The organism is Selenomonas sp. GACV-9, assembly GCA_900116485.1.
Taxonomy (GTDB): domain Bacteria; phylum Bacillota; class Negativicutes; order Selenomonadales; family Selenomonadaceae; genus Selenomonas_A; species Selenomonas_A ruminantium_G.
Map to the genome: position 1 here is coordinate 420567 of FPAX01000001.1, position 17921 is coordinate 438487.

The 17921-nt window shown below is 55.6% G+C and carries 21 protein-coding genes and 1 pseudogene; 4 read left to right on the forward strand and 18 right to left on the reverse strand.

Annotated features, from left to right (window positions below; translation table 11 throughout):
- Positions 1 to 7: 7 nt before the first annotated feature.
- The 5 genes from BM322_RS01890 to BM322_RS13385 all read right to left on the reverse strand — a co-directional run bounded on the left by BM322_RS01890 (position 8) and on the right by BM322_RS13385 (position 3941).
- Positions 8 to 1324: a TrkH family potassium uptake protein gene (locus tag BM322_RS01890; protein WP_075428202.1), complete on the reverse strand. Its 1317-nt coding sequence runs from the start codon at positions 1322 to 1324 to the stop codon at positions 8 to 10.
- 166 nt (positions 1325 to 1490) lie between these two features.
- Complete coding sequence (locus tag BM322_RS01895) at positions 1491 to 1922, reverse strand: flavodoxin (protein ID WP_075428203.1); 432 nt, start codon at positions 1920 to 1922, stop codon at positions 1491 to 1493.
- A 38-nt stretch (positions 1923 to 1960) separates the two neighbouring features.
- Positions 1961 to 2494: a DUF3793 family protein gene (locus BM322_RS01900; protein ID WP_075428454.1), complete on the reverse strand. Its 534-nt coding sequence runs from the start codon at positions 2492 to 2494 to the stop codon at positions 1961 to 1963.
- A 379-nt stretch (positions 2495 to 2873) separates the two neighbouring features.
- Positions 2874 to 3539: a YitT family protein gene (locus BM322_RS01905; RefSeq protein WP_143102156.1), complete on the reverse strand. Its 666-nt coding sequence runs from the start codon at positions 3537 to 3539 to the stop codon at positions 2874 to 2876.
- A 210-nt stretch (positions 3540 to 3749) separates the two neighbouring features.
- On the reverse strand, positions 3750 to 3941 hold the full coding sequence (locus tag BM322_RS13385; RefSeq protein WP_177220796.1) for a hypothetical protein: 192 nt from the start codon (positions 3939 to 3941) through the stop codon (positions 3750 to 3752).
- 96 nt (positions 3942 to 4037) lie between these two features.
- On the opposite strand from BM322_RS13385, the gene BM322_RS01915 reads away from it, so the two are divergent.
- Together BM322_RS01915 and BM322_RS01920 are read left to right on the forward strand one after the other, a co-directional pair.
- Positions 4038 to 5144, forward strand: coding sequence for an HAD family hydrolase (locus BM322_RS01915; protein ID WP_075428206.1), 1107 nt, complete (start codon positions 4038 to 4040; stop codon positions 5142 to 5144).
- 77 nt (positions 5145 to 5221) lie between these two features.
- Positions 5222 to 5827, forward strand: a complete 606-nt coding sequence (locus BM322_RS01920; RefSeq protein WP_075428207.1) for a DUF1847 domain-containing protein — start codon at positions 5222 to 5224, stop codon at positions 5825 to 5827.
- A 24-nt stretch (positions 5828 to 5851) separates the two neighbouring features.
- Here BM322_RS01920 and pstA read toward each other — a convergent pair whose 3' ends face one another.
- From pstA to BM322_RS01935, 3 genes are read right to left on the reverse strand one after another with little or no spacing between them, the layout of a single operon-like run.
- Complete coding sequence (gene pstA / locus BM322_RS01925; RefSeq protein WP_075428208.1) at positions 5852 to 6700, reverse strand: phosphate ABC transporter permease PstA; 849 nt, start codon at positions 6698 to 6700, stop codon at positions 5852 to 5854.
- Positions 6700 to 7617, reverse strand: coding sequence for a phosphate ABC transporter permease subunit PstC (gene pstC / locus BM322_RS01930; protein WP_075428209.1), 918 nt, complete (start codon positions 7615 to 7617; stop codon positions 6700 to 6702). Before pstC ends, pstA begins: the two co-directional genes overlap by 1 nt.
- On the reverse strand, positions 7571 to 8500 hold the full coding sequence (locus tag BM322_RS01935) for a phosphate ABC transporter substrate-binding protein (RefSeq protein WP_082334291.1): 930 nt from the start codon (positions 8498 to 8500) through the stop codon (positions 7571 to 7573). The genes pstC and BM322_RS01935 overlap by 47 nt, the downstream gene beginning before the upstream one ends.
- 174 nt (positions 8501 to 8674) lie before the next feature.
- Between BM322_RS01935 and BM322_RS01940 the strand changes: the two genes are divergently transcribed.
- Positions 8675 to 10477: an ATP-binding protein gene (locus tag BM322_RS01940; RefSeq protein WP_075428210.1), complete on the forward strand. Its 1803-nt coding sequence runs from the start codon at positions 8675 to 8677 to the stop codon at positions 10475 to 10477.
- On the opposite strand, the gene phoU is transcribed toward BM322_RS01940, so the two are convergent.
- The 7 genes from phoU to BM322_RS13745 all read right to left on the reverse strand — a co-directional run bounded on the left by phoU (position 10461) and on the right by BM322_RS13745 (position 15817).
- On the reverse strand, positions 10461 to 11165 hold the full coding sequence (phoU, locus tag BM322_RS01945; RefSeq protein WP_075428211.1) for a phosphate signaling complex protein PhoU: 705 nt from the start codon (positions 11163 to 11165) through the stop codon (positions 10461 to 10463). The two genes, BM322_RS01940 and phoU, sit on opposite strands and share 17 nt — an antisense overlap.
- Before the next feature lies 1 nt (position 11166).
- Positions 11167 to 11916, reverse strand: a complete 750-nt coding sequence (gene pstB / locus BM322_RS01950) for a phosphate ABC transporter ATP-binding protein PstB (RefSeq protein ID WP_075428212.1) — start codon at positions 11914 to 11916, stop codon at positions 11167 to 11169.
- 93 nt (positions 11917 to 12009) lie between these two features.
- Positions 12010 to 12690, reverse strand: a complete 681-nt coding sequence (locus BM322_RS01955) for a winged helix-turn-helix domain-containing protein (protein ID WP_075428213.1) — start codon at positions 12688 to 12690, stop codon at positions 12010 to 12012.
- 18 nt (positions 12691 to 12708) lie between these two features.
- A complete protein-coding gene (locus tag BM322_RS01960) occupies positions 12709 to 12954 on the reverse strand; it encodes a DUF1653 domain-containing protein (RefSeq protein WP_074514564.1) in 246 nt (81 codons plus the stop codon).
- A complete protein-coding gene (locus BM322_RS01965; RefSeq protein ID WP_075428214.1) occupies positions 12947 to 13405 on the reverse strand; it encodes a YaiI/YqxD family protein in 459 nt (152 codons plus the stop codon). The genes BM322_RS01960 and BM322_RS01965 overlap by 8 nt, the downstream gene beginning before the upstream one ends.
- On the reverse strand, positions 13402 to 14334 hold the full coding sequence (locus BM322_RS01970; protein ID WP_074514567.1) for a DMT family transporter: 933 nt from the start codon (positions 14332 to 14334) through the stop codon (positions 13402 to 13404). The genes BM322_RS01965 and BM322_RS01970 overlap by 4 nt, the downstream gene beginning before the upstream one ends.
- A gap of 145 nt (positions 14335 to 14479) precedes the next feature.
- Positions 14480 to 15817 carry an MBL fold metallo-hydrolase gene (locus tag BM322_RS13745; protein ID WP_318254490.1) on the reverse strand — a complete coding sequence of 446 codons (1338 nt, stop codon included), beginning with the start codon at positions 15815 to 15817 and terminating at the stop codon, positions 14480 to 14482.
- 375 nt (positions 15818 to 16192) lie between these two features.
- Between BM322_RS13745 and BM322_RS01985 the strand changes: the two genes are divergently transcribed.
- Positions 16193 to 16522 carry a multidrug efflux SMR transporter gene (locus BM322_RS01985; protein ID WP_075428215.1) on the forward strand — a complete coding sequence of 110 codons (330 nt, stop codon included), beginning with the start codon at positions 16193 to 16195 and terminating at the stop codon, positions 16520 to 16522.
- Between the two features lie 74 nt (positions 16523 to 16596).
- Here the strand turns inward: BM322_RS01985 and BM322_RS13845 are convergent.
- The 3 genes and pseudogenes from BM322_RS13845 to BM322_RS02000 all read right to left on the reverse strand — a co-directional run.
- Positions 16597 to 16728 (reverse strand): annotated as a pseudogene (locus tag BM322_RS13845) (hypothetical protein); the annotation flags it as partial.
- 160 nt (positions 16729 to 16888) lie between these two features.
- Entirely contained in the window at positions 16889 to 17428 is a 540-nt protein-coding gene (locus BM322_RS01995; RefSeq protein ID WP_075428217.1) for a flavodoxin family protein, read from the reverse strand.
- 22 nt (positions 17429 to 17450) lie between these two features.
- Complete coding sequence (locus BM322_RS02000) at positions 17451 to 17732, reverse strand: desulfoferrodoxin family protein (protein WP_082334293.1); 282 nt, start codon at positions 17730 to 17732, stop codon at positions 17451 to 17453.
- Between the last annotated feature and the right edge of the window lie 189 nt (positions 17733 to 17921).

Genomic DNA, 17921 nt, shown 5'->3' on the forward strand with positions numbered 1-17921 from the left:
TACTCTCCTAGCCTACCGTAATCTTCTCTTCTGGCAGCCGTCCCCGGTTCGGACGGTATTGGTTGTTCAGCGCATAGATCATCGTCAGCGCCCCCACACGGCCAAAATACATCAGCCCGATCAATATGAGCTGCGACGCGACGCTCAAATGCTCCGTGAGCCCGATGGAAAGCCCCACGGTCCCCAGTGCCGAGGAAGTCTCGACCATGCAGTCGATGACCGGGATCGCATCGATCTCACTGATCAGAAAGGTGCTGCCCGCAAACAAGCCCAAATACAGCAGGAAAATCGTCACTGCCTGCTGCAGGCTCTGGGGGGCGATGCGCCGCTTGAAGCAGGCGATATCCGTCTTCATGCGCAGCGATGCCACAGCCGAAGCCATGAGGACAAAGGCCGTCGTGACCTTGACGCCGCCAGCCGTCGACCCCGGCGCACCGCCTGTGAGCATCAAGCCCACCAGGACGATGCGCCCGGCCTCCGTCAGCGACTCGATATCCATCGTATTGAAGCCGGCCGTCCGCGGGGTCACGGCCTGGAACAGCGCCATCAGGACCCGCTGGGACAGAGGCTCTGCCGCCAGATCGCGAAAAAAAAGCAGGGCCGCAGGCAGCAGGATGAGCAGCACCGTCATGCAGAGTATGATTTTCGTCTGCACATGATAATGCTTCCAGCGCCAGCCCTTGTCAAAAAGGTCCGCCCAGGTGATGAAGCCCAGCCCGCCAGAGATGATGAGGCCGATGATGACCAGATTGACGACGGGATCGCCCGCATAGGCCATCAAGGAGCCGCCGCCGCGCTCGCCCATGAGGTCGAAGCCGGCGTTGCAGAAAGCCGAGATTGAATGGAAGAAGGCCATCCAGAGCCCCTCCCCGAGCCCATAATCGCGGCAGAAAACCGGCGCCAGCACCGCGGCGCCTGCCAGCTCCAGACCCACGGTCAGCCGCAGGACAAACCGCAGGATACGGACGATGCCGCCGAGCTGGGAGCAGCCCCACGCCTCCTGTATCGTACTGCGCTGACGCAGATCTATCCGCCGCCCCGAAGCCATGGTGAGGGCCACAGCCATCGTCACGACGCCCAGGCCGCCGATCTGGATCAGCACCAGGATAACCGCCTGTCCCCAATGCGACCAATAGAGGGCCGTGTTCTCCACGGTGAGCCCCGTAACGCACGAAGCCGATACGGTGGTGAACAGGGCTGTCAGCAGCGGTGCCCCCTGGCCGTCATTGGTAGCAGCCGGCAGCATCAGCAAGCCCGTCCCCAAAACAATCAGCAGCAGGAAGCTCAAGCTGATTATCTTGAAGGATGACAATCGATTCAACATGATAAGCAATCCCTTTCCCTAGAGTCAATCGGCAGAAACATCTTCTAACCTCTATTAGCATAGACATCCCGGCGGTCTCTGTCAACAAAAATAAGCAGCCCGTAACCAAACCGTTACGGGCTGCTTCCCACATTCCTTATTCACAAGATTCCCTTAGCTTCTTCCCTCAGAACTGCGCCGAGAAATCCTTGCCGAGCTGCTGGCAGGCTGCGATGCCGTCGGCATCCGGTGCATTCTCGATGGCCAGGCCATCATCGAACAGCTTGGCACCATCCTTGCGCGTCCGCTCGGCCCAATCCTGCATCCAGGCACCGCCGCCCCAGCCGTACGAGCCAAACAGCGCCACCGGCTTGTCCTTCAGCAAGGGCTCCAGCTCCGTGAAGAAGGGCTCGAAGCAGCCTTCCTCCAGCACCTCATCCCCCATTGCCGGGCAGCCCAGCAGCAGACCATCGTAGCTGCCGACCTCGTTGATATCGAACTGCTCCACTTCGAACAGCTTCGCCTCGCTGCCTGCCTGTGCAGCCCCTTCGGCAATAGCCTCCGCCATTGCCTGCGTGTTTCCCGTACCCGTCCAATAAATGATTGCCATCTTTGCCATGTAACAATTCCCTCTTTCTTGTCCATTTGCCTGCGGCCTCAGACCGCACGCACCAGTTCCTCAAAGCGGCGGCCCCGCTCCAGCTCGCTGCAGAAGTGCTGCGAGCAGTCCGTATAGCGGTCGAACAAAGCACGCGTACGCTCCTCATTGGCATATACTTTCCAATAGCCGCTGAAGGCGTAATCACGTCCCTTATGCTCGATGAAACCAGCTACATCCTCCGGCGGATAGCCCAGGAACAAGCCGATCTCATGCGGAAAAGTCTTGCGCAGCCGCATGCGCAGCCGCAGGTGCTCCAGCAATTCGGCCAGCGTATCCTCACGCCGGTAGCCGTATGCTTCCAGCAGCTTCATCGCTTCCGGCTGGCGCAGCTCCTGTGACAATACGCCCGGCCGGTAAAAGAGCAGCAAGACATACTCCTCGCCCTCCGACACCCGGAACACCGATATGCCCTTGCAACGGAAGCAGGTGGTATACGATGCCAGCAAGGCATCAAAATCCTCAAAGCAGCTTTTGCGGAACGACAAGAGATTCGCCGTCTTGATTCCCAGCAGCACCGGCGCTGCATGCATGCCAAGAACCTGTTCAAAATCGTCTTTTGCCAACCATCATCACCTCTTGTAAATGATATGTATTCTCATTTATGTAATCATTATAACGAAAACATTTCTCAATTGCAAGCAGAAATTTGACTTGTCAAAATAAAGCGAACTTGACTTGTCAACATATGTGAATCAAAATCAAAGCCTTCCCCAAGGGGAAGGCTTTCGCATACATCGATATACTTGTTGCAGAAGCAGCGATTCATGCCAAGTTGCTTCTATGCCTCGCAGGGGCGAACGGGGTCGTGCTTCTTTCTGTCTGGCGCGACGGTCCTGCGCAACAGGACTGGGCCGTAAGCGCATGCGCTAGACGCAGATGTGTACGCCGCAACCTGCAAGCTCGATTGCCCTATATTTTCCTTCCATAGAGTAATGGCTGGCTGATTTTCTTATTGAAGAACTCGATAAGCGGACCTGTCCCGCAGGCGAGCACCAGCGTGCCGAGGCCGACGATGCTGCCGCAGGCAAAGCCGATGGTAACGGCGCAGATATCGATGAGCACACGGACCGTGCGGAAGGACATCCTGCCGTTGGTGCGCGCTGCCAGGATCCAGCCGATGGCATCATAAGGCCCCATACCCAGCCGCGAGCTCATGTAGAAGGAACAGGCCAGGCAAGTCAGCAGCACGCCGCTCATCAGCAGCAGTCCCCGCAGCAGCAGCGATGGTTCGCTGAACACGGCCAACGGTGCCAGCAGCGCATACCAGAAGTCTGCGATGATCCCCAGCAGGAACATATTGACCAGGGTCCCCACGCGGATATAGCTGCGGTCGAGCCAGAGCACTGGCAGGATGAGCAGCAGATTGAAGATAATCACACAGGCCCCATAGCTGAGACCAGATACACTGGCATAGCCCAGGTTCATACAGGAAAACGGATCATTCCCGCACAGGCTGAACCGCATGAGCACCACCGAAAAGCCCATGGCCACATGCGCGCCGATGATTGCGGCGATCCGCCGGCTCATGAAGGATTCCTTCTGCCCTTCCCATCGTACCGATTCTGTCATCCCCATAAACATCCCCCTCAAACGTTTCTGTCCCTATTGTATGCGTTTCTCCGGGGCTTGCGCAAGGGCTTTGGGCGTTTCGGGCCGTTGTTGCAAAGAAATCCACCATCTTTCAAATCCTACGAAACAATGTTTCGAAAGCAAGCGCATCTGCTTCTATCTTCCTGCCCGGCGATACCTCCGCTTCCTCTTTCTTCCTCCACATCTTGTCCCAGCTCAGCGCCGCTTCTTCGGCTGGGACAGGACGAAACTCGCATCGATCCGCCGGGTCAGCTCCGCCATCGGTATGCTGCCATCCAGGCATAGGGTGTACCAATACTTCCTGCTCAGATGGGAGCGGATAACGGCCGCATCCGCATCATCGTTTCCCTTGCGTTCTATTTTATCACAGAATCTCCCTTGGTTCATTTTTCTCTACATTTTTGCAGGATTCAGGATTGTTTCATCTGGTTCTGTCCGTTAGAATATCCTTGTAAACGTATCACGAAGGGATGGAATGTAATTATGAAAAAGATCAACGCCAAGAAACTGGCCGGCAGAGTGCTGCTGGCGCTTTCCCTTATGACTGCTCCTGCCTGGAGCACGGCTCCCGCCGTGGATGCCGCCAGCCGTGCCGAGGTAGCAGCGATCCATGTGCAGAAGGCCGCCGACTTCAAGTATTGGAATGACAATTCTCCCACCATCGCCGCACTGACACAGTTCGTGGAGAATGCTGTGAATCCGGCCAGCAAGAACTACATTCCGCCCGAAGCCCGCATCGCTACCTTCGATCTCGATGGCACGCTGTACTGCGAGACAGCCCCCTATTATTTCCAGGAGATGATGTTCCTGCACCGTGCCCTGGAAGACAAGGACTATCAGGCTTCCCCGGAAATGAAGGCCGTAGCGGAAAAGGCAAAGCCCTATATCATGAACAAGAAGCCGATTCCCGCTGAGCTCAATGCCCAGATCTCCAAATACACCCATAAGGCCTATATGGGCATGACCCCGGACGAGTACAAGGCTTACGTCAAGAAATTCATGGACACCAACGAAGTCGGCCTTTCGAACCTCAAGCGCGGCGAGGCTTACTACCTGCCGATGGTAGAGGTCGTTTCCTATCTGGAATCCAACGGCTTCACGGTCTTCCTGAATTCCGCCTGCGAGCGGGAAATCCTGCGCTGCCTGGCCGAAGATGTCCTGCACATCCCCTATTGGCATATGATCGGTTCCAATGTCGCCTACACCACTACTGCGATGAAACCTGGCGAGACGCCGGACAAGCATACCTTCGACAAGGCGAAAGACAAGATTGTCCGCACCGATAAGTTCCTCGGCGAGAATGGCAAGACCAGCAAGGCCTTCAGCAATATCGTCGAAATTGGCCAGCAGCCTGTGCTTTCCTTTGGCAATTCTTCGGGCGATGTCGGCATGCTCGAGTACACGCTCCAGAACAACCGCTACCCCAGCATGGCCTTCTTCGTTCTTTGCGACGATACAGAACGCGAACTCGGCAATCTGGAAAAAGCCAGCAAGCTCAAGGCCACCGCGGTCAAGAATGGCTGGCATACCATCTCGATGCATGAGGAATTCAAAACCATCTATGGCGACAACGTAAAACGTACCAAATAAAAGCATCCATATAGTATAATGAAGGTGCCCGGCAATTGGCCGGACACCTTTTTACTAACTTCAGGAGGGATTTTATTATGAAAGCCGATTGTGCCAACTGTCCATCACATGCCTGCTACACCAAGGGGGTCAACTGCACGGGCATTGACCGTGAAACAATCCTTGCCGCCTACAGCGAGGAAGAACGCCGCATTATGAAAGCTGCGGCGTATGTCGAAGGCACCTTTTACAGCAACATCACGCGCCTGCAGGAAACCGCCGAATTCGCCAAGGCCATGGGCTATAAGAAACTAGGCATGGCCTTTTGCATCGGGCTCAATGCCGAAGCCCGCTATATCGCCCGCTACTACCAGCAGCAGGGCTTTGAATTCTTCAGCGTCTGCTGCAAGAATTGCAGCTTCAATAAAAAAGAGCTTGACCTCAAACAGGTCAAGCCCGAACTGGCGCACGAAGCCATGTGCAATCCAAAGTTCCAGGCCAGTATCCTAGCCGAAAAAGGCACGGAACTTTTCATCTCCTGCGGCCTCTGCGTGGGACACGATACGATTTTCAACAGCAGCTGTCCGGGGCCCGTCACCACGCTGGTCGTAAAAGACCGGCTGCTGGCCCACAATCCCCTCGGCGCCATTTATTCGCGCTACTGGAAGCGGAAGCTGGGCATCATGGAAGATGGCGAAGTATAAGTCCGGCGCGAAAGCGGCCAGCCATCAGCCTGCCCGCCGCTGCCAAAATCTGACGGACAGCAGCAGCACCATATTGAACGCCAGTATGATCAATAGCAGCAGGGCACCGATTCCGTCGGCAATGATATCCCGATCGGGGACCAGGCCTGTGCTCATGAGATACCATAGATGCACCGCCAGTGTTTCTCCCCCCGCCATGACATCGAAATCAAACCTATGGCGCGATACCGTGGTGCCAGCGGTGAAAATCAGGATGGCCGTCTCGCCCAAAGCCCGGCCGGCCGTGAGGGTGATGCCCGTGAGGATGCCCGGCAGCGCCTTCGGCAGGATCACCCGCGTGATGGTCTGGAGCTTTGTCGCTCCGAGCGCCAGACTCGCCTCCCGGTAGGATTTGGGTACCGTACGGATGGCCTCCTCCGTGACCCGGACCAGCAGCGGCAGGTTCAGCAAGACCAGCGTCAAGACGCCGCCCAGGATGCTGAACCCCAGCCCCAGCACGTTGACAAACAGTATCATGCCAAACAAGCCCAGGACAATCGAGGGCACCGTAGCCAGGCTTTCTACGGACAGGCGGATGCACTTCGTCAGCTTCGTTTCTTTGGCATACTCAGCCAGATAGATGCCAGCCCCTAACGCCACAGGGATTGAAAGCCCCAGGGAAAGTGCCAGCATGTAGAACGAGTTGAAAAGCTGCGCCCCCACGCCACCGCCAGCCAGGATGTCGCTGGATTTGCCGAGCACAAAGTCCAGCGATAAGACCGGCAGGCCCCGATAGAGGATATAGCCAAGGAACACGGCCAACAAGCCAAGGATGGACAGGCCCGCAAGCCATAAGACCACCACGGCCGCTTGATTCTGCATTCTTGTATCCATCAGGCAAATCTCCTTTGTCCAAACCGCCGTACCAGAAGAATCATCGCCAGCGAAAGCAGCAGCAGGACAAACGCCATCAAGAACAGCGCATTGCCCCAGACCGAACCGAAGAGCGTATTGCCCATCTCTACCACGATGTTGCTGGTAAGGGTCGCCGTCGGTGAAAACAGCGACACCGCCAGCTGGGGTGTGTTGCCGATCAGCATCTGCACCGCCATGGTTTCGCCGATGGCCCTGGCCATAGCCAGCACCACGGCGGTCAGGATGCCTGGTGCCGCGGCGGGCAGGACAATATGCTGCACAGTCTGCCACCAAGTCGCCCCGAGGGCCAGACTCGCTTCCTCCAGCGATGGATCCACCGCCTGCAGCGCATCGGTGCTGATGGATAATATCGTCGGCAGGATCATGACAGCCAATACCAACGAAGCTGCGAGCAAACCAAAGCCCGTCGCCTGCCCAAAGGTTTCGCGCAGCCATGGCACCAGCACCACCAGACCAGCATAGCCATAGACCACCGAAGGGATGGCTGTATAGAGATCTATCGCCGGCCGCATGATATGCTGGAGCCACGTCGGTGCCACCTTGGCCAGGAAGATCGCCCCCATGAGCCCCAGCGGCGCTCCGATAAGGATGGCCAACGCCGTCGACAAGAAGGAGCCGAGGATGAAAAACAGTGCTCCGTACTTCCCGGACAGCGGGTCCCACTGCCCGGAGAAGAAGAATTCCAGCGGGCTGACCTCGGCAAACGTCTGCAGTCCCTGCTTGCCCACCAAAAAGATGATCGCAAAGATCACGATGGACATCACGCAGGCAGCTGCGCCAAAGAACCAGCGCCCGCACGTATCGTAAAACAGTCTGCGCCGATGCCCCTTATCGTTTTTCTTTGCCGCCATCTGACTGGCTGCTGCCTGTTCCATAAATTCCTCCCGCCCCTCGCGCTTTTAATTTATTGATAGGGATGAATCCCAGTTTTTCCACCTGCGTGTTCTGGAAGTCATCGCTGAGGATATAGTCGATGAACGCCTTGACCGGACCCTCGGGCTCGCCCTTCGTATACATATGGCCATAGCCATAGATGGGATATCTCCCCTCGATGATATTCTGCGGCGAGTATTCCACGCCGTCAAACTGCAAGACCTTCACGCTATCATCGGCATAAGGCGCATCCACATAGCCGACAGCCCCCGGCGTATTGCTGACAGCTGTCCGTACCGCCCCATTGGAGTCCTGGATGATCGCGTTATCCGTAAAGGACTGCCCCGCCAGTACCACTTCGCTGATGGCCGCCCGGGAGCCAGAGGATTTGGCCCGATGGATCAGCGTGATGGGCCGGTCCTCGCCGCCGACCTCCTTCCAATTGGTGATCTGGCCCGTCAAGATACCGATGGCCTGCTGCCTGGTGAGATTGTCTACCTTATTCTCTTTATCGGTGATAAAGACAAAGGGTTCCACTACGACCTTATGATCCACCAGCCCCTTGTCCTTATAGGCAGCAGGCAGATCCACATCGGAGGTGCCAATCTGTACCGCTCCCTCGGCGGCCTGATTCATTCCTGTGAACGAGCCGCCGCCAGCGACATTGACCGTCACCTGCTTGTGCTTCTCCTGAAAGGCTTCCTGTGCGGGCTTGAGGAGCGGCAGCAGCGCCGTCGACCCCGAAACGGTGACCTTGCCGGCAAGCTCTGCCGTTGTTCCCGCCTTGTCCCCCTCAGACTGGGTGCCGCCACAGCCTGCAAGCAGGACTGCCATGCTCATAGCCACCATTCCTAGCGAAATCATCTGTTTCATTCTGCTGAACATTTTTTCTCCCTCCAACTGATACGATTCCCGAAGGCATATCCTTCGTTCTCCTTTATCCTAGCAGGCTCTCCCTCTCTGATTGTTGTGTCTTTGTTAATTCTTTGTAAAAACATGATATGGCCCCAGCCTTTATGCTAGAATGGACATAACTCAGAAAAAGGAGGCTGACTTCTGATGTTCCACTCCCGCATCACCCGCAGATGCCTGGCATCACTCCTCTTAGCGGCCCTTACGGCGCTGACGATCACAGGCCTATATCTGCTCCATTATTTCCACGCCTATACCATGAAAAAAGAACAGGACGCCCTCGTGCTCAATGCCCAGATCATCGAGCAGATGCTTGCGGCACAGGATTTCCAGGACTCCCATAAGTTCCCCCCGCTCTTGCAGCAGCTCAGCAACAACACAGGCCTGCGCATCACAATCCTGCGCGTGGACGGCACGGTGCTCGCGGATACCTCGGAACCAGCCGCAACCCTCGACAACCATTTCCAGCGCCCAGAGGTCCAGCAGGCTTTCGCCCACGAATACGGCACCGCTATCCGTTATAGTGCTACGCTGGGCGAGAACCGCATGTATGTAGCCATCCCCGTATATGCCGAGGGCAGGCTCATGGGAATCATCCGCACCTCGAACTCCCTGGCGGCTGCCGAAGCCTCCTATCGGACACTGGAGCAGGCCTTGATCGCCGCCATCTTCCTGTCTATTGCCATCGCCCTCCTCCTGGCCATCTGGCTGGCCAAACGGCAGGTTGCTCCGCTCAGGCGCCTAAGCCACGATGCCGCCATCATTGCCCATGGCAACTACGGCCATCGCATCACTTGGCATTCGGAGGACGAATTCGGGCAGCTGATCCAGACCATCAACCTGCTGACCGAAAACCTCGGCCGCAGGATTGCCGGGGCACGGGCTGAAGCCGAGAAACTCAGCTTGGTGCTGGAGCAGATGGACAATGCGGTCATGCTCATCGACCAGCAGGGCCATATCACCGACACCAACCGCAAAGCACAGGAACTGTTCGGCCTTGGAAGCCAGCCGCTGAAGTGCCATAGCATCCACCTGCTGGGCAGTGCCGGACTTTCCGAGACCGCCCAGCGTGTAAGCCGCAGGCAGCAGCCCGAGACCATCACCTATGTGCACAGATCTGGCCAGCAGGCGGCAAACGCCAGCCATACCTTCACGATTTTCCTGACGCCCTTCCCCGGCAGGGATGCCTCCGAGATCCTGGCGGTCTTCCACGATATCTCCCTGCTGCAGGAAATCAACGAACGCCAGGCGGAGTTCATCAGCAATGCCGCCCATGAGCTCAGTACACCGCTGACATCGATTTCCGGCTTTGCCGAAACCCTTTTGGAGGATGACTGCCGCCAGCCGGAGCTGACGCAGCATTTTGCCCAGGTCATCTATGACCAGGCCCAGCGCATGAACCGCCTGATCCAGGACCTCCTGCAGCTGGCCCGGCTCGAAACCCTCAGCCAGCGCCAGGATCTCTGCCTGACGCCTGTTCCCGTACAGGAGGCCATCTGCGCCGTCCTCTCCCAGCTGGCCCCCTCCTTCCAAGAAAAAAAGCAGACGGTCCTGTTCCCGTCTGCTGAAGATGACTCCTTGAAGGAGCTGCAGGTTGCTGCCATCCCTGAGTTATTCCGCCAGATTCTCCGCAATCTGCTTGAAAACGCCAACAAATATACACCGGCCGGCGGCAGGATCAGCATCGGCCTTGAGGCCACACCCCAAGGGCTGACCATCCGCATCACCGATAATGGCATCGGCATTGCCCCCGAGCATCTGCCGCGGATCTTTGACCGCTTCTACCGTATCGACAAGGCCCGGGCCCGCAGCACCGGCGGCAACGGCATCGGCCTTTCGCTGGTCCATTACCTGACGGAGCTCTTCCATGGCTCCATCCAAGCCGAAAGCACCTTGGGCCAGGGCACGACCTTCACCCTGCATTTCCCGCCGTTCAATCCCCAGGCTTGACCTGGCCCCGGCTTGCCGGGCAAGCCGGTTTCTTTTGCTGGATGCGCGCTGCCGTTTCCCGGTAGATGACCCATTCGGCGATGTTCACGGCATGGTCGCCGATCCGCTCGAGGAACCGGGCGATGAACAGCAGCTGCGTGATGCGCTTCTGCCGCGCCGCCTCCGTCGTCACGAACTCGGACAACGCATAAAACGCACGCGCGAAGACCTCGTCCATCTTCTTGTCCAGCCTGCGGACCTCATCAGCCAGACAGACATCATGCTCCCGGTAGGCCCGCATCGCCTTGGCCACCATTTCCACCGCGCAGGCTCCCAGCAGCTGCACCCATTTCATCCGCTCACTGTCCAGCGGCACCGTGACGTTCTGGACGGTCTTGGCGATATCGTAGGCATGGTCGCCGATGCGCTCGATATCTGTCGCTATCTTGAAGCCCGCCACAATGACACGCAGATCGTGGGCAATGGGCTGCTGCTTGGCAATCAGCAGGATGCAGCTGTCCTCGATATCGACGATCATATCATCCAGGACATCGTCTGCCTGCATCACTTCACAGGCCAGCTCCGCATCTCCCGCCAGCAGGGCTTCCATGGCCAGCTGCACCTCTGTGCAGGCCTTATCGCCCATCACCGCCACTTTTTCCTGTATGATATCCAGCTCATGGATGTATTCCTTCCGCGTCTGTTCCATATCAGCCAAACCTCCCGGTGATATAATCTTCCGTCTTCCTGTCCTGCGGATTGGTAAAGATCGTATCCGTCACATCATGCTCGATGAGCTTCCCGTTCAGGAAAAATGCCGTATAGTCCGAAACGCGTGCCGCCTGCTGCATATTGTGGGTGACCATCACGATGGTATAGGACTGCTTGAGTTCCTGGACCAGTTCTTCGATCTTCATGGTCGAGATGGGATCGAGCGCCGAGCAGGGCTCATCCATCAGCAGCACCTCCGGTTCGACGGCCAGTACGCGTGCAATGCAGAGACGCTGCTGCTGGCCGCCGGACATCCCCATAGCCGGCGCCTGCAGGCGGTCCTTCACCTCATCCCAGAGGGCTGCCCGCCGCAGGCTGCGCTCCACGATCTCATCCAGCCGCTTCTTATCCTTCAGCCCATGGACACGGCAGCCATAGATGACATTCTCGTAAATGGACAGCGGGAACGGATTGGGCCGCTGGAACACCATGCCCACGCGTTTGCGCAGGGTGACGAGATCCGTATCCTCCGCATAGATATTGACGGCATCAAGCTCGATCCTGCCATCGATACGAACGCCGCCGATCAGATCATTCATGCGGTTCAGCGTCCGCAGGAAGGTCGACTTGCCGCATCCCGATGGGCCGATCAAGGCCACGACACAGTTTTGGGGAATCTCCAGGGACACATCATACAGAGCCTGCTGCTCGCCATAATAGAGATTCAGATTGCTTGTCCTCATTTTCATCTTGGGGCCTCCTCTGTTTTTTCGGTTACCCCAAGCATAACAAAAGCGCAACCGTGAAATGTTGCGCTTTTGTTATATTCTTGTTAAGAGTCATCAACACCGCGCGAAGCGGTAGCCTACGCCACGGACTGTCTCGATCCGCTCGGAAAGGCCCGGCCTTTCCCCCAGCTTCGCCCGCAGATGGCGGATATGGACATCGACGGTGCGGGTGTCACCATAGTATTCATAGCCCCAGATCCGCTCCAGCAGCTCATCCCGGGAAAAGGCCCTGCCGGGGCTCGTCACCAGAAGTTTCAGCAATTCAAACTCCTTGGGCGTCAAGACGAGTTCTTCCCCCGCCAGCCAGGCCTGATAGGAGGAAAAATCCAGCCGCAGGCAGTCGATCTGCAAGGTCTCCTCCTGCGGCCCCTCCTGACTGGAGCGGCGCAAGACCGCTTTCACGCGCGCCATCAGCTCGCGGACGGAAAAGGGCTTGACCACATAGTCATCCGCCCCTAATTCCAGCCCCAAGACCTTGTCGATTTCCTCGGCCTTTGCCGTCAGCATGATGATGGGAATCCTGGCCGTCCTTTTATCAGCCTTCAGCCGCCTGCACACTTCCAGCCCGTCAAGCCCCGGCAGCATCAGATCCAGCAGGATGAGATCCATGCCCTCCGCCTTTGCCAACGCCTCCTGGCCATCCTCCGCCATCAATGCTTCATAGCCATGCTTTTGCAGCTGGAACGCCAGCAGCTCCCGTATGCTCTGTTCATCGTCTACTGCTAAAACCTTCATCGGCACCACCTCTTGGCATCATTTGCATTCAAACCGGTATTTCTGCTCTGCCTGGGGATATTTCGCATGATCCACCTCGCTCATGAACATGGCTAGCGGCCGGCAGAATATGCCATAGTCCCCATAAAGCGCCTGATACACGCAGTACAGCTCCTCCGTTTCGGTATGGATTACCGGGCAGGCGATAATCTTGTAATCGTTGTGTTTGAAATGCTGCCATATCTCACCTGCCTGCGGGATCGGCCGCCCATATTGTTTATCCATCGGTTTCCTCCATAATCTTTTTCAGCAATCCTTCCAGTTTTGCCTGATACTGTATATTATCTTCCACGGAGCGCTTCCGTGGCCCTTTCCAATGGCTTTTACTCGAGGCACGACGTGCCTTCTTCCCCAGATGGCGTTCCATCAGCAGCCGCTCGATATTTTCATTGGTATACTGCCAGCCATTCTGGTGAATAGCATACGCCTTCTTGCCCAAAGCCATGGCTGCCACTCCATAATCCTGCGTAACCACCAAATCGCCAGACCGGCAGCAATTGACCAGTGCAAAGTCCACCGCATCGGCTCCTGCGCCGATTATCTTTACCTCGCTATAAGCAGACTGCAGGATGTGATTGGTATCGCATAGCAAAACCACTGGCACCGAATATTTTGCCGCCACTTCTTCTGTTTCCTTGACCACCGGGCAGGCATCTGCATCGACAAATATTTTCATAGCGAAGCTCCTTGTCTTGGATTTGCCAGGGCCAGCTTTTCTGCGGCGGTGGTGTTGCCGCCCCGCATAGCCAGCACCACCCCGCTGGCAATAAGGGCAAAACCTGGCGCAAAATAGCTGGTGATTGCCTCGCCGAGCAGGAAATGCCCCAGCAGCGTTCCCACCACCGGCTGGAAGAACATGAAAAGGCCGCCGATAGAGGCATCCATATAGGTAAGGCCCTTGCTCCAAAGGACAAAGCCGGCAGTCGTGGAAACCACTCCCACATAGAGCACCGAGCCCCCTATCTCCGGCCGGGCCAGTGCGGCAAGATCCGCTTCAGCAGCCAGCCACCAGAGGCCATAAGGACTCAGCGCCAAAAAGGCAATCAGCACACTGTAAAAAGTCAGGGCAAACACCGAATAGCGGCTCAGCAGCTTGAGCAATATGGACATCAGAGCCCAGGTAACGGCGGCAATACTGAGGTAGAGCCCGCCCAGCAGACTGCCGCTGCGCATATTATCGGGATCAACCACGATGAGCAGTACCCCAACGGTGGCCAGAACCACCGACAACAAGCGGCTGAGATTGAACCGCTCATGGAGCAACAGACAGCCAAAGACCACCATGAACGCCGGGGTAGCTGCTGTTATGACAGACCCCATTTGCGCAGAAGTCAGCATAGTGCCGGATTCCTGGGTGACAATCGACAAAGTGTTTCCCGTAAGGGCCGAAAGCAGGAGCAGTTTCCAGTCCTTGCGCTCGATCTTCCACGAGATTTTTTGCTGGTACATGAGAAATACCAAGGGAATAAGCGCCACGCCATACCGCATCCAGACCAAGGCCACAGGCGTAATAACCCCTGTCGTCAGCCGGACGGCGATGAACATGGCGCCCCAGATACTGCCCGCCAGTGACAACAGTACCGAACCGATAAGCAGATTACGCAATAGATTCCTCCTCCTTTGTTCCTCGATTATAACGCGTTGCTGGTATAAAGTAAATCCAGCCCACAAAAACAACCGGCAGGTTGACCAGTCAATCTGACTAGTCAACCTGCCGGCTTACAGAGAACTGCCACGAGCAGATATCGCGTCAGGCCAGCCAGGCTGCCAGTTTCCCCATGCGCTCCCCATAGGCCACGAACAGATCCCTGAAGGATCCGATATCCTGGCTCATACCCACAGGGCCGAGATGGATGATTGGCTTGCCATAAGCCTTGCCCCCCGAATAAGTCATCATGCCCTGCACCATCATGAATGTCAGCATTTCCCGGATCGCATTTTCCCCGCCACCGTGGATATACTGCTCCGTGGCAAAGGCTCCGCCCACTTTATAGGCCAGATCCAGCTTGGAGCCTTTCTCCTCGAGCCAGGTTTTCATTTTAGCGGTGACCGAAGCCATATAGGTAGGCGAGCCGAGGATAATAAGGTCTGCTTTTTCGATATATTCTGCATCCGCCTCATCGATATGAAAACAAGCAGGCTGCAGGCCTGCCCTTTGCACGCCTTCGGCGATAAAGGCGGCCGCCTTTTCCGTGGTATGCGTGCGCGAATCATAGAGGATGGCCGCCAACAATGGCACCCCCTCCTCCTGTCCGCTGCAGATTGCCGAGCCGGCAGCAAAAGTATCAAGATACATGGGCCAAACACCAGAGCTGTGGCACGCATCCAGGGAACAATGGCACAGATTGAAATACGCTACGCCAAGACTTTTAAGCTCTTTAACGGTTTGACTGACACACGCCTCGCTGGCCCCTGCCAGATGAATGCCGCCAACCACACGAAGGACTTGCTTTCCCGTCCGCTCCTTGACAGCTGCCACCATATTCACAATTCCCCTATGGGAGCATCCTACGACCATGCAGAGGCCATTTCCCTCCTCCAGCAGCAGGCAGATCTCATCGGTAAAGGAATCCGGTTCCTTCGCTGCCCCACGCACGAATTTTTCAGGGATATGCTCAAAGTCCGTCGTTCGCGCAAAACCAGTGAAGAGGGTTGCATGATTGTCCAGCCTTATCATATCCTGGCATTCGCGCTGCTCGATCCCCCAGGCAGCCAGATCGTCCGCCGTAAAGCCGCAGCCCTTATACAGGTATTCATCCTTCTCCCGGTCATAGGAATACTTCTCCTGCCAGAAATCCGGGCCGGTATAAAGCACCTTGGGCTTTACGTGCGCCAGCAGCGCAGGGAACCCACCCGCATGGTCATAATGGGAGTGGCTCAAGGCGACAAAATCCACGGCAGATAGGTCTACGCCCATCTTCTCCGCATTGCGCCAGGCCGCCCCGGTATGCCCGCAGTCAAAGAGGAACTTGCTCTCCGGGGTCTCGACGTAAAAGGAAAGGCCATGCTCCCCCTCCAGTTCCCAAGGCTTTTCCTCCACCCAATCATCAATCAGGACCCTTAACGTGTATTTTGCTTCATATGCCATGACAAATGCCTCCAATGGTAAATCAATATGTACACATCATAAAGCATACACCCAAAGCTGTCCAGCTCAGGACTTCTGCCACCCCCGCGAATATCTTTGCTTTTCTCTTCCCGCTTCATTCCACTCCCTAACATCGCTATGCAGATCCTGCCAAGGGTCCAGGCAAGATTCCTGCCTCAGCTGATTTGACATGTCAAAAAATCAAATCTCGGTTGACATCCATCAGCCTATTTGCTAAAATCAATACTCGTATCGGACGGCAAGCAATCGCCTGCTTGCCAGATAAGGTGTCCATAGACACCGGAACGGGTTATTCAGGCCAGATAAGATCGCATTCTTATCTGGCCTTATTTTTTTCGAAAGGATTTTAAACACATGCTAAAAGGTTATCTTCTGCTCGCCATCGCTATCGCCCTGGAAATTGTTTCCACCTCTATGCTGAAAGCCTCCTGCGGTTTTACCAAACTAATGCCCAGCGTTGCTTTCATAGCGGGAATGGGAACCTGTTTCTACATTTTTTCCAAATCCTTGCTGTTGCTCCCCCTGGGCATTGCCTATGCGATATGGGCTGGCGTCGGGACAGCTCTTACGGCGCTGGTGGCGGTATTTATCTGGCATGAACAGATGGACCTTACCACCGGCTTGGGCATCTTGTTCATCATCATAGGAGTGATCCTGTTAAACATCCGCAGCATCACCAGTTGATAGCGGGGCATCATGCCCTGCACCACCATGCGCATCAACATTCCCCCGCTAGCTTCAATGGTCAATTCTCCATCATGGGTCCTGGTACAATTCCAGCAAACAGCAATCTTGTTTGACTCGATTACACAGTCATTGAGATGCCACTGGATATCGGAGAAGGCCGCGTGCATCATATGGACGATGAAACGATAACCTTTTGGTCCTTTGAGTGGTTCCGACTGTGTTAATCATCGTTTCAAATTTAGATATAAGTTCACGTTCATTAGACGTAAATATTTCCTCCAAACTTTCACTCTATAATAATGTTTCTACCGTTTTTCCTGGGCTTGCCCTGGGGATAATCCCCCTCATGGTACCACTGACATCTCAAGAAATGGTCTGTCCCAGCTTAAAAGCCTGCTGCAGGCTGTCTCCCTGCCGAACGTCACCTTTTTCCTTGGCACCGCGCACCAGCACCGTACCGCCATCCTCTAAGTTGAAGAAGTTCAAGACCAGCTTATACTGCATGAGGATTGCATCAAATAGTTCCGGCAAGGTCGCGGCGCCAACCAGAATCATCGCCAATTTCCTGATATTGAACGCATCACGCCGCGGATTGTGCAGCCGGTCGATAATCGCCTTCAACTGAGCGCTAACCCCATAGAAATACACGGGCGAAGCAATGACCAAGATATCTGCCACTTTGAGCTTGTCATAAATCTGCTGCATATCATCCTGCTGAAAACAGGGATTCCCTTCCTTTTGGAAACAACTGTTACAGCCAATACAGGGCCCCACCTTATAATCGGCTACGGATATCAGCTCTACCTCATGACGGTCACCGGCACCATCTGCAAAGGCCTTTGCCAGTAAATCCGTATTGCCGCCTTTTCGATTGCTGCCCACCAAAACCACAATCCTGCTCATTCTAAGCCCTCCCCTAAAATATTCATAATCCTTTGCCTGCCGTCAATGGCACCTGAAACAGGCCATGCTGATTGCAGTAATAATACAGCTTACGAATATTGCTCCGCTTAAACCTGGCCTCAGCTACCCCTTCCGGGTAGAGTTTCTTTAGCTCATATCCATCCTCTTTGACAGCTGCCACAAACGATATGTAATGTTTCTTATCCATACTGTGATTCACCGCAACATAATATTCATCTTCCATAGGTTCTACATGAATGGTATGCACTGAATCAGGTGGCTCTGCTTCCACAGGCGGCAGCATTATGCCACAGCAGCTGATGGCAGCCTCCCCCGTTGAGAGGATGACCGAACGCTTCTGCCAGCTGACCTAAATTGAGCCCAATATTTTAAGTAAGAATTTTACACCTTTACCTATCATACGTCAACACTCGCAGGGTTTCTGTAAAGTTTGACACCCCCAAAAGCACGCTCCTTTGGATTCCACGCCGCA

What these genes read in the sequence shown, in the direction of transcription:
- BM322_RS01935 (WP_082334291.1), bottom strand. Translation starts at nt 8,500, where the DNA reads ATGTTCAGCAGAATGAAACAGATGATTTCGCTAGGAATGGTGGCTATG.
- BM322_RS13385 (WP_177220796.1), bottom strand. Translation starts at nt 3,941, where the DNA reads ATGAACCAAGGGAGATTCTGTGATAAAATAGAACGCAAGGGAAACGAT.
- BM322_RS01900 (WP_075428454.1), bottom strand. Translation starts at nt 2,494, where the DNA reads ATGCATGCAGCGCCGGTGCTGCTGGGAATCAAGACGGCGAATCTCTTG.
- phoU (WP_075428211.1), bottom strand. Translation starts at nt 11,165, where the DNA reads ATGGAACAGACGCGGAAGGAATACATCCATGAGCTGGATATCATACAG.
- BM322_RS01915 (WP_075428206.1), top strand. Translation starts at nt 4,038, where the DNA reads ATGAAAAAGATCAACGCCAAGAAACTGGCCGGCAGAGTGCTGCTGGCG.
- BM322_RS01995 (WP_075428217.1), bottom strand. Translation starts at nt 17,428, where the DNA reads ATGAGCAGGATTGTGGTTTTGGTGGGCAGCAATCGAAAAGGCGGCAAT.
- BM322_RS02000 (WP_082334293.1), bottom strand. Translation starts at nt 17,732, where the DNA reads ATGCTGCCGCCTGTGGAAGCAGAGCCACCTGATTCAGTGCATACCATT.
- BM322_RS01965 (WP_075428214.1), bottom strand. Translation starts at nt 13,405, where the DNA reads ATGAAAATATTTGTCGATGCAGATGCCTGCCCGGTGGTCAAGGAAACA.
- BM322_RS01955 (WP_075428213.1), bottom strand. Translation starts at nt 12,690, where the DNA reads ATGAAGGTTTTAGCAGTAGACGATGAACAGAGCATACGGGAGCTGCTG.
- pstC (WP_075428209.1), bottom strand. Translation starts at nt 7,617, where the DNA reads ATGGAACAGGCAGCAGCCAGTCAGATGGCGGCAAAGAAAAACGATAAG.
- BM322_RS13745 (WP_318254490.1), bottom strand. Translation starts at nt 15,817, where the DNA reads ATGGCATATGAAGCAAAATACACGTTAAGGGTCCTGATTGATGATTGG.
- BM322_RS01890 (WP_075428202.1), bottom strand. Translation starts at nt 1,324, where the DNA reads ATGTTGAATCGATTGTCATCCTTCAAGATAATCAGCTTGAGCTTCCTG.
- BM322_RS01985 (WP_075428215.1), top strand. Translation starts at nt 16,193, where the DNA reads ATGCTAAAAGGTTATCTTCTGCTCGCCATCGCTATCGCCCTGGAAATT.
- BM322_RS01920 (WP_075428207.1), top strand. Translation starts at nt 5,222, where the DNA reads ATGAAAGCCGATTGTGCCAACTGTCCATCACATGCCTGCTACACCAAG.
- BM322_RS01960 (WP_074514564.1), bottom strand. Translation starts at nt 12,954, where the DNA reads ATGGATAAACAATATGGGCGGCCGATCCCGCAGGCAGGTGAGATATGG.
- BM322_RS01905 (WP_143102156.1), bottom strand. Translation starts at nt 3,539, where the DNA reads ATGGGGATGACAGAATCGGTACGATGGGAAGGGCAGAAGGAATCCTTC.
- BM322_RS01895 (WP_075428203.1), bottom strand. Translation starts at nt 1,922, where the DNA reads ATGGCAAAGATGGCAATCATTTATTGGACGGGTACGGGAAACACGCAG.
- pstB (WP_075428212.1), bottom strand. Translation starts at nt 11,916, where the DNA reads ATGAAAATGAGGACAAGCAATCTGAATCTCTATTATGGCGAGCAGCAG.
- BM322_RS01940 (WP_075428210.1), top strand. Translation starts at nt 8,675, where the DNA reads ATGTTCCACTCCCGCATCACCCGCAGATGCCTGGCATCACTCCTCTTA.
- pstA (WP_075428208.1), bottom strand. Translation starts at nt 6,700, where the DNA reads ATGGATACAAGAATGCAGAATCAAGCGGCCGTGGTGGTCTTATGGCTT.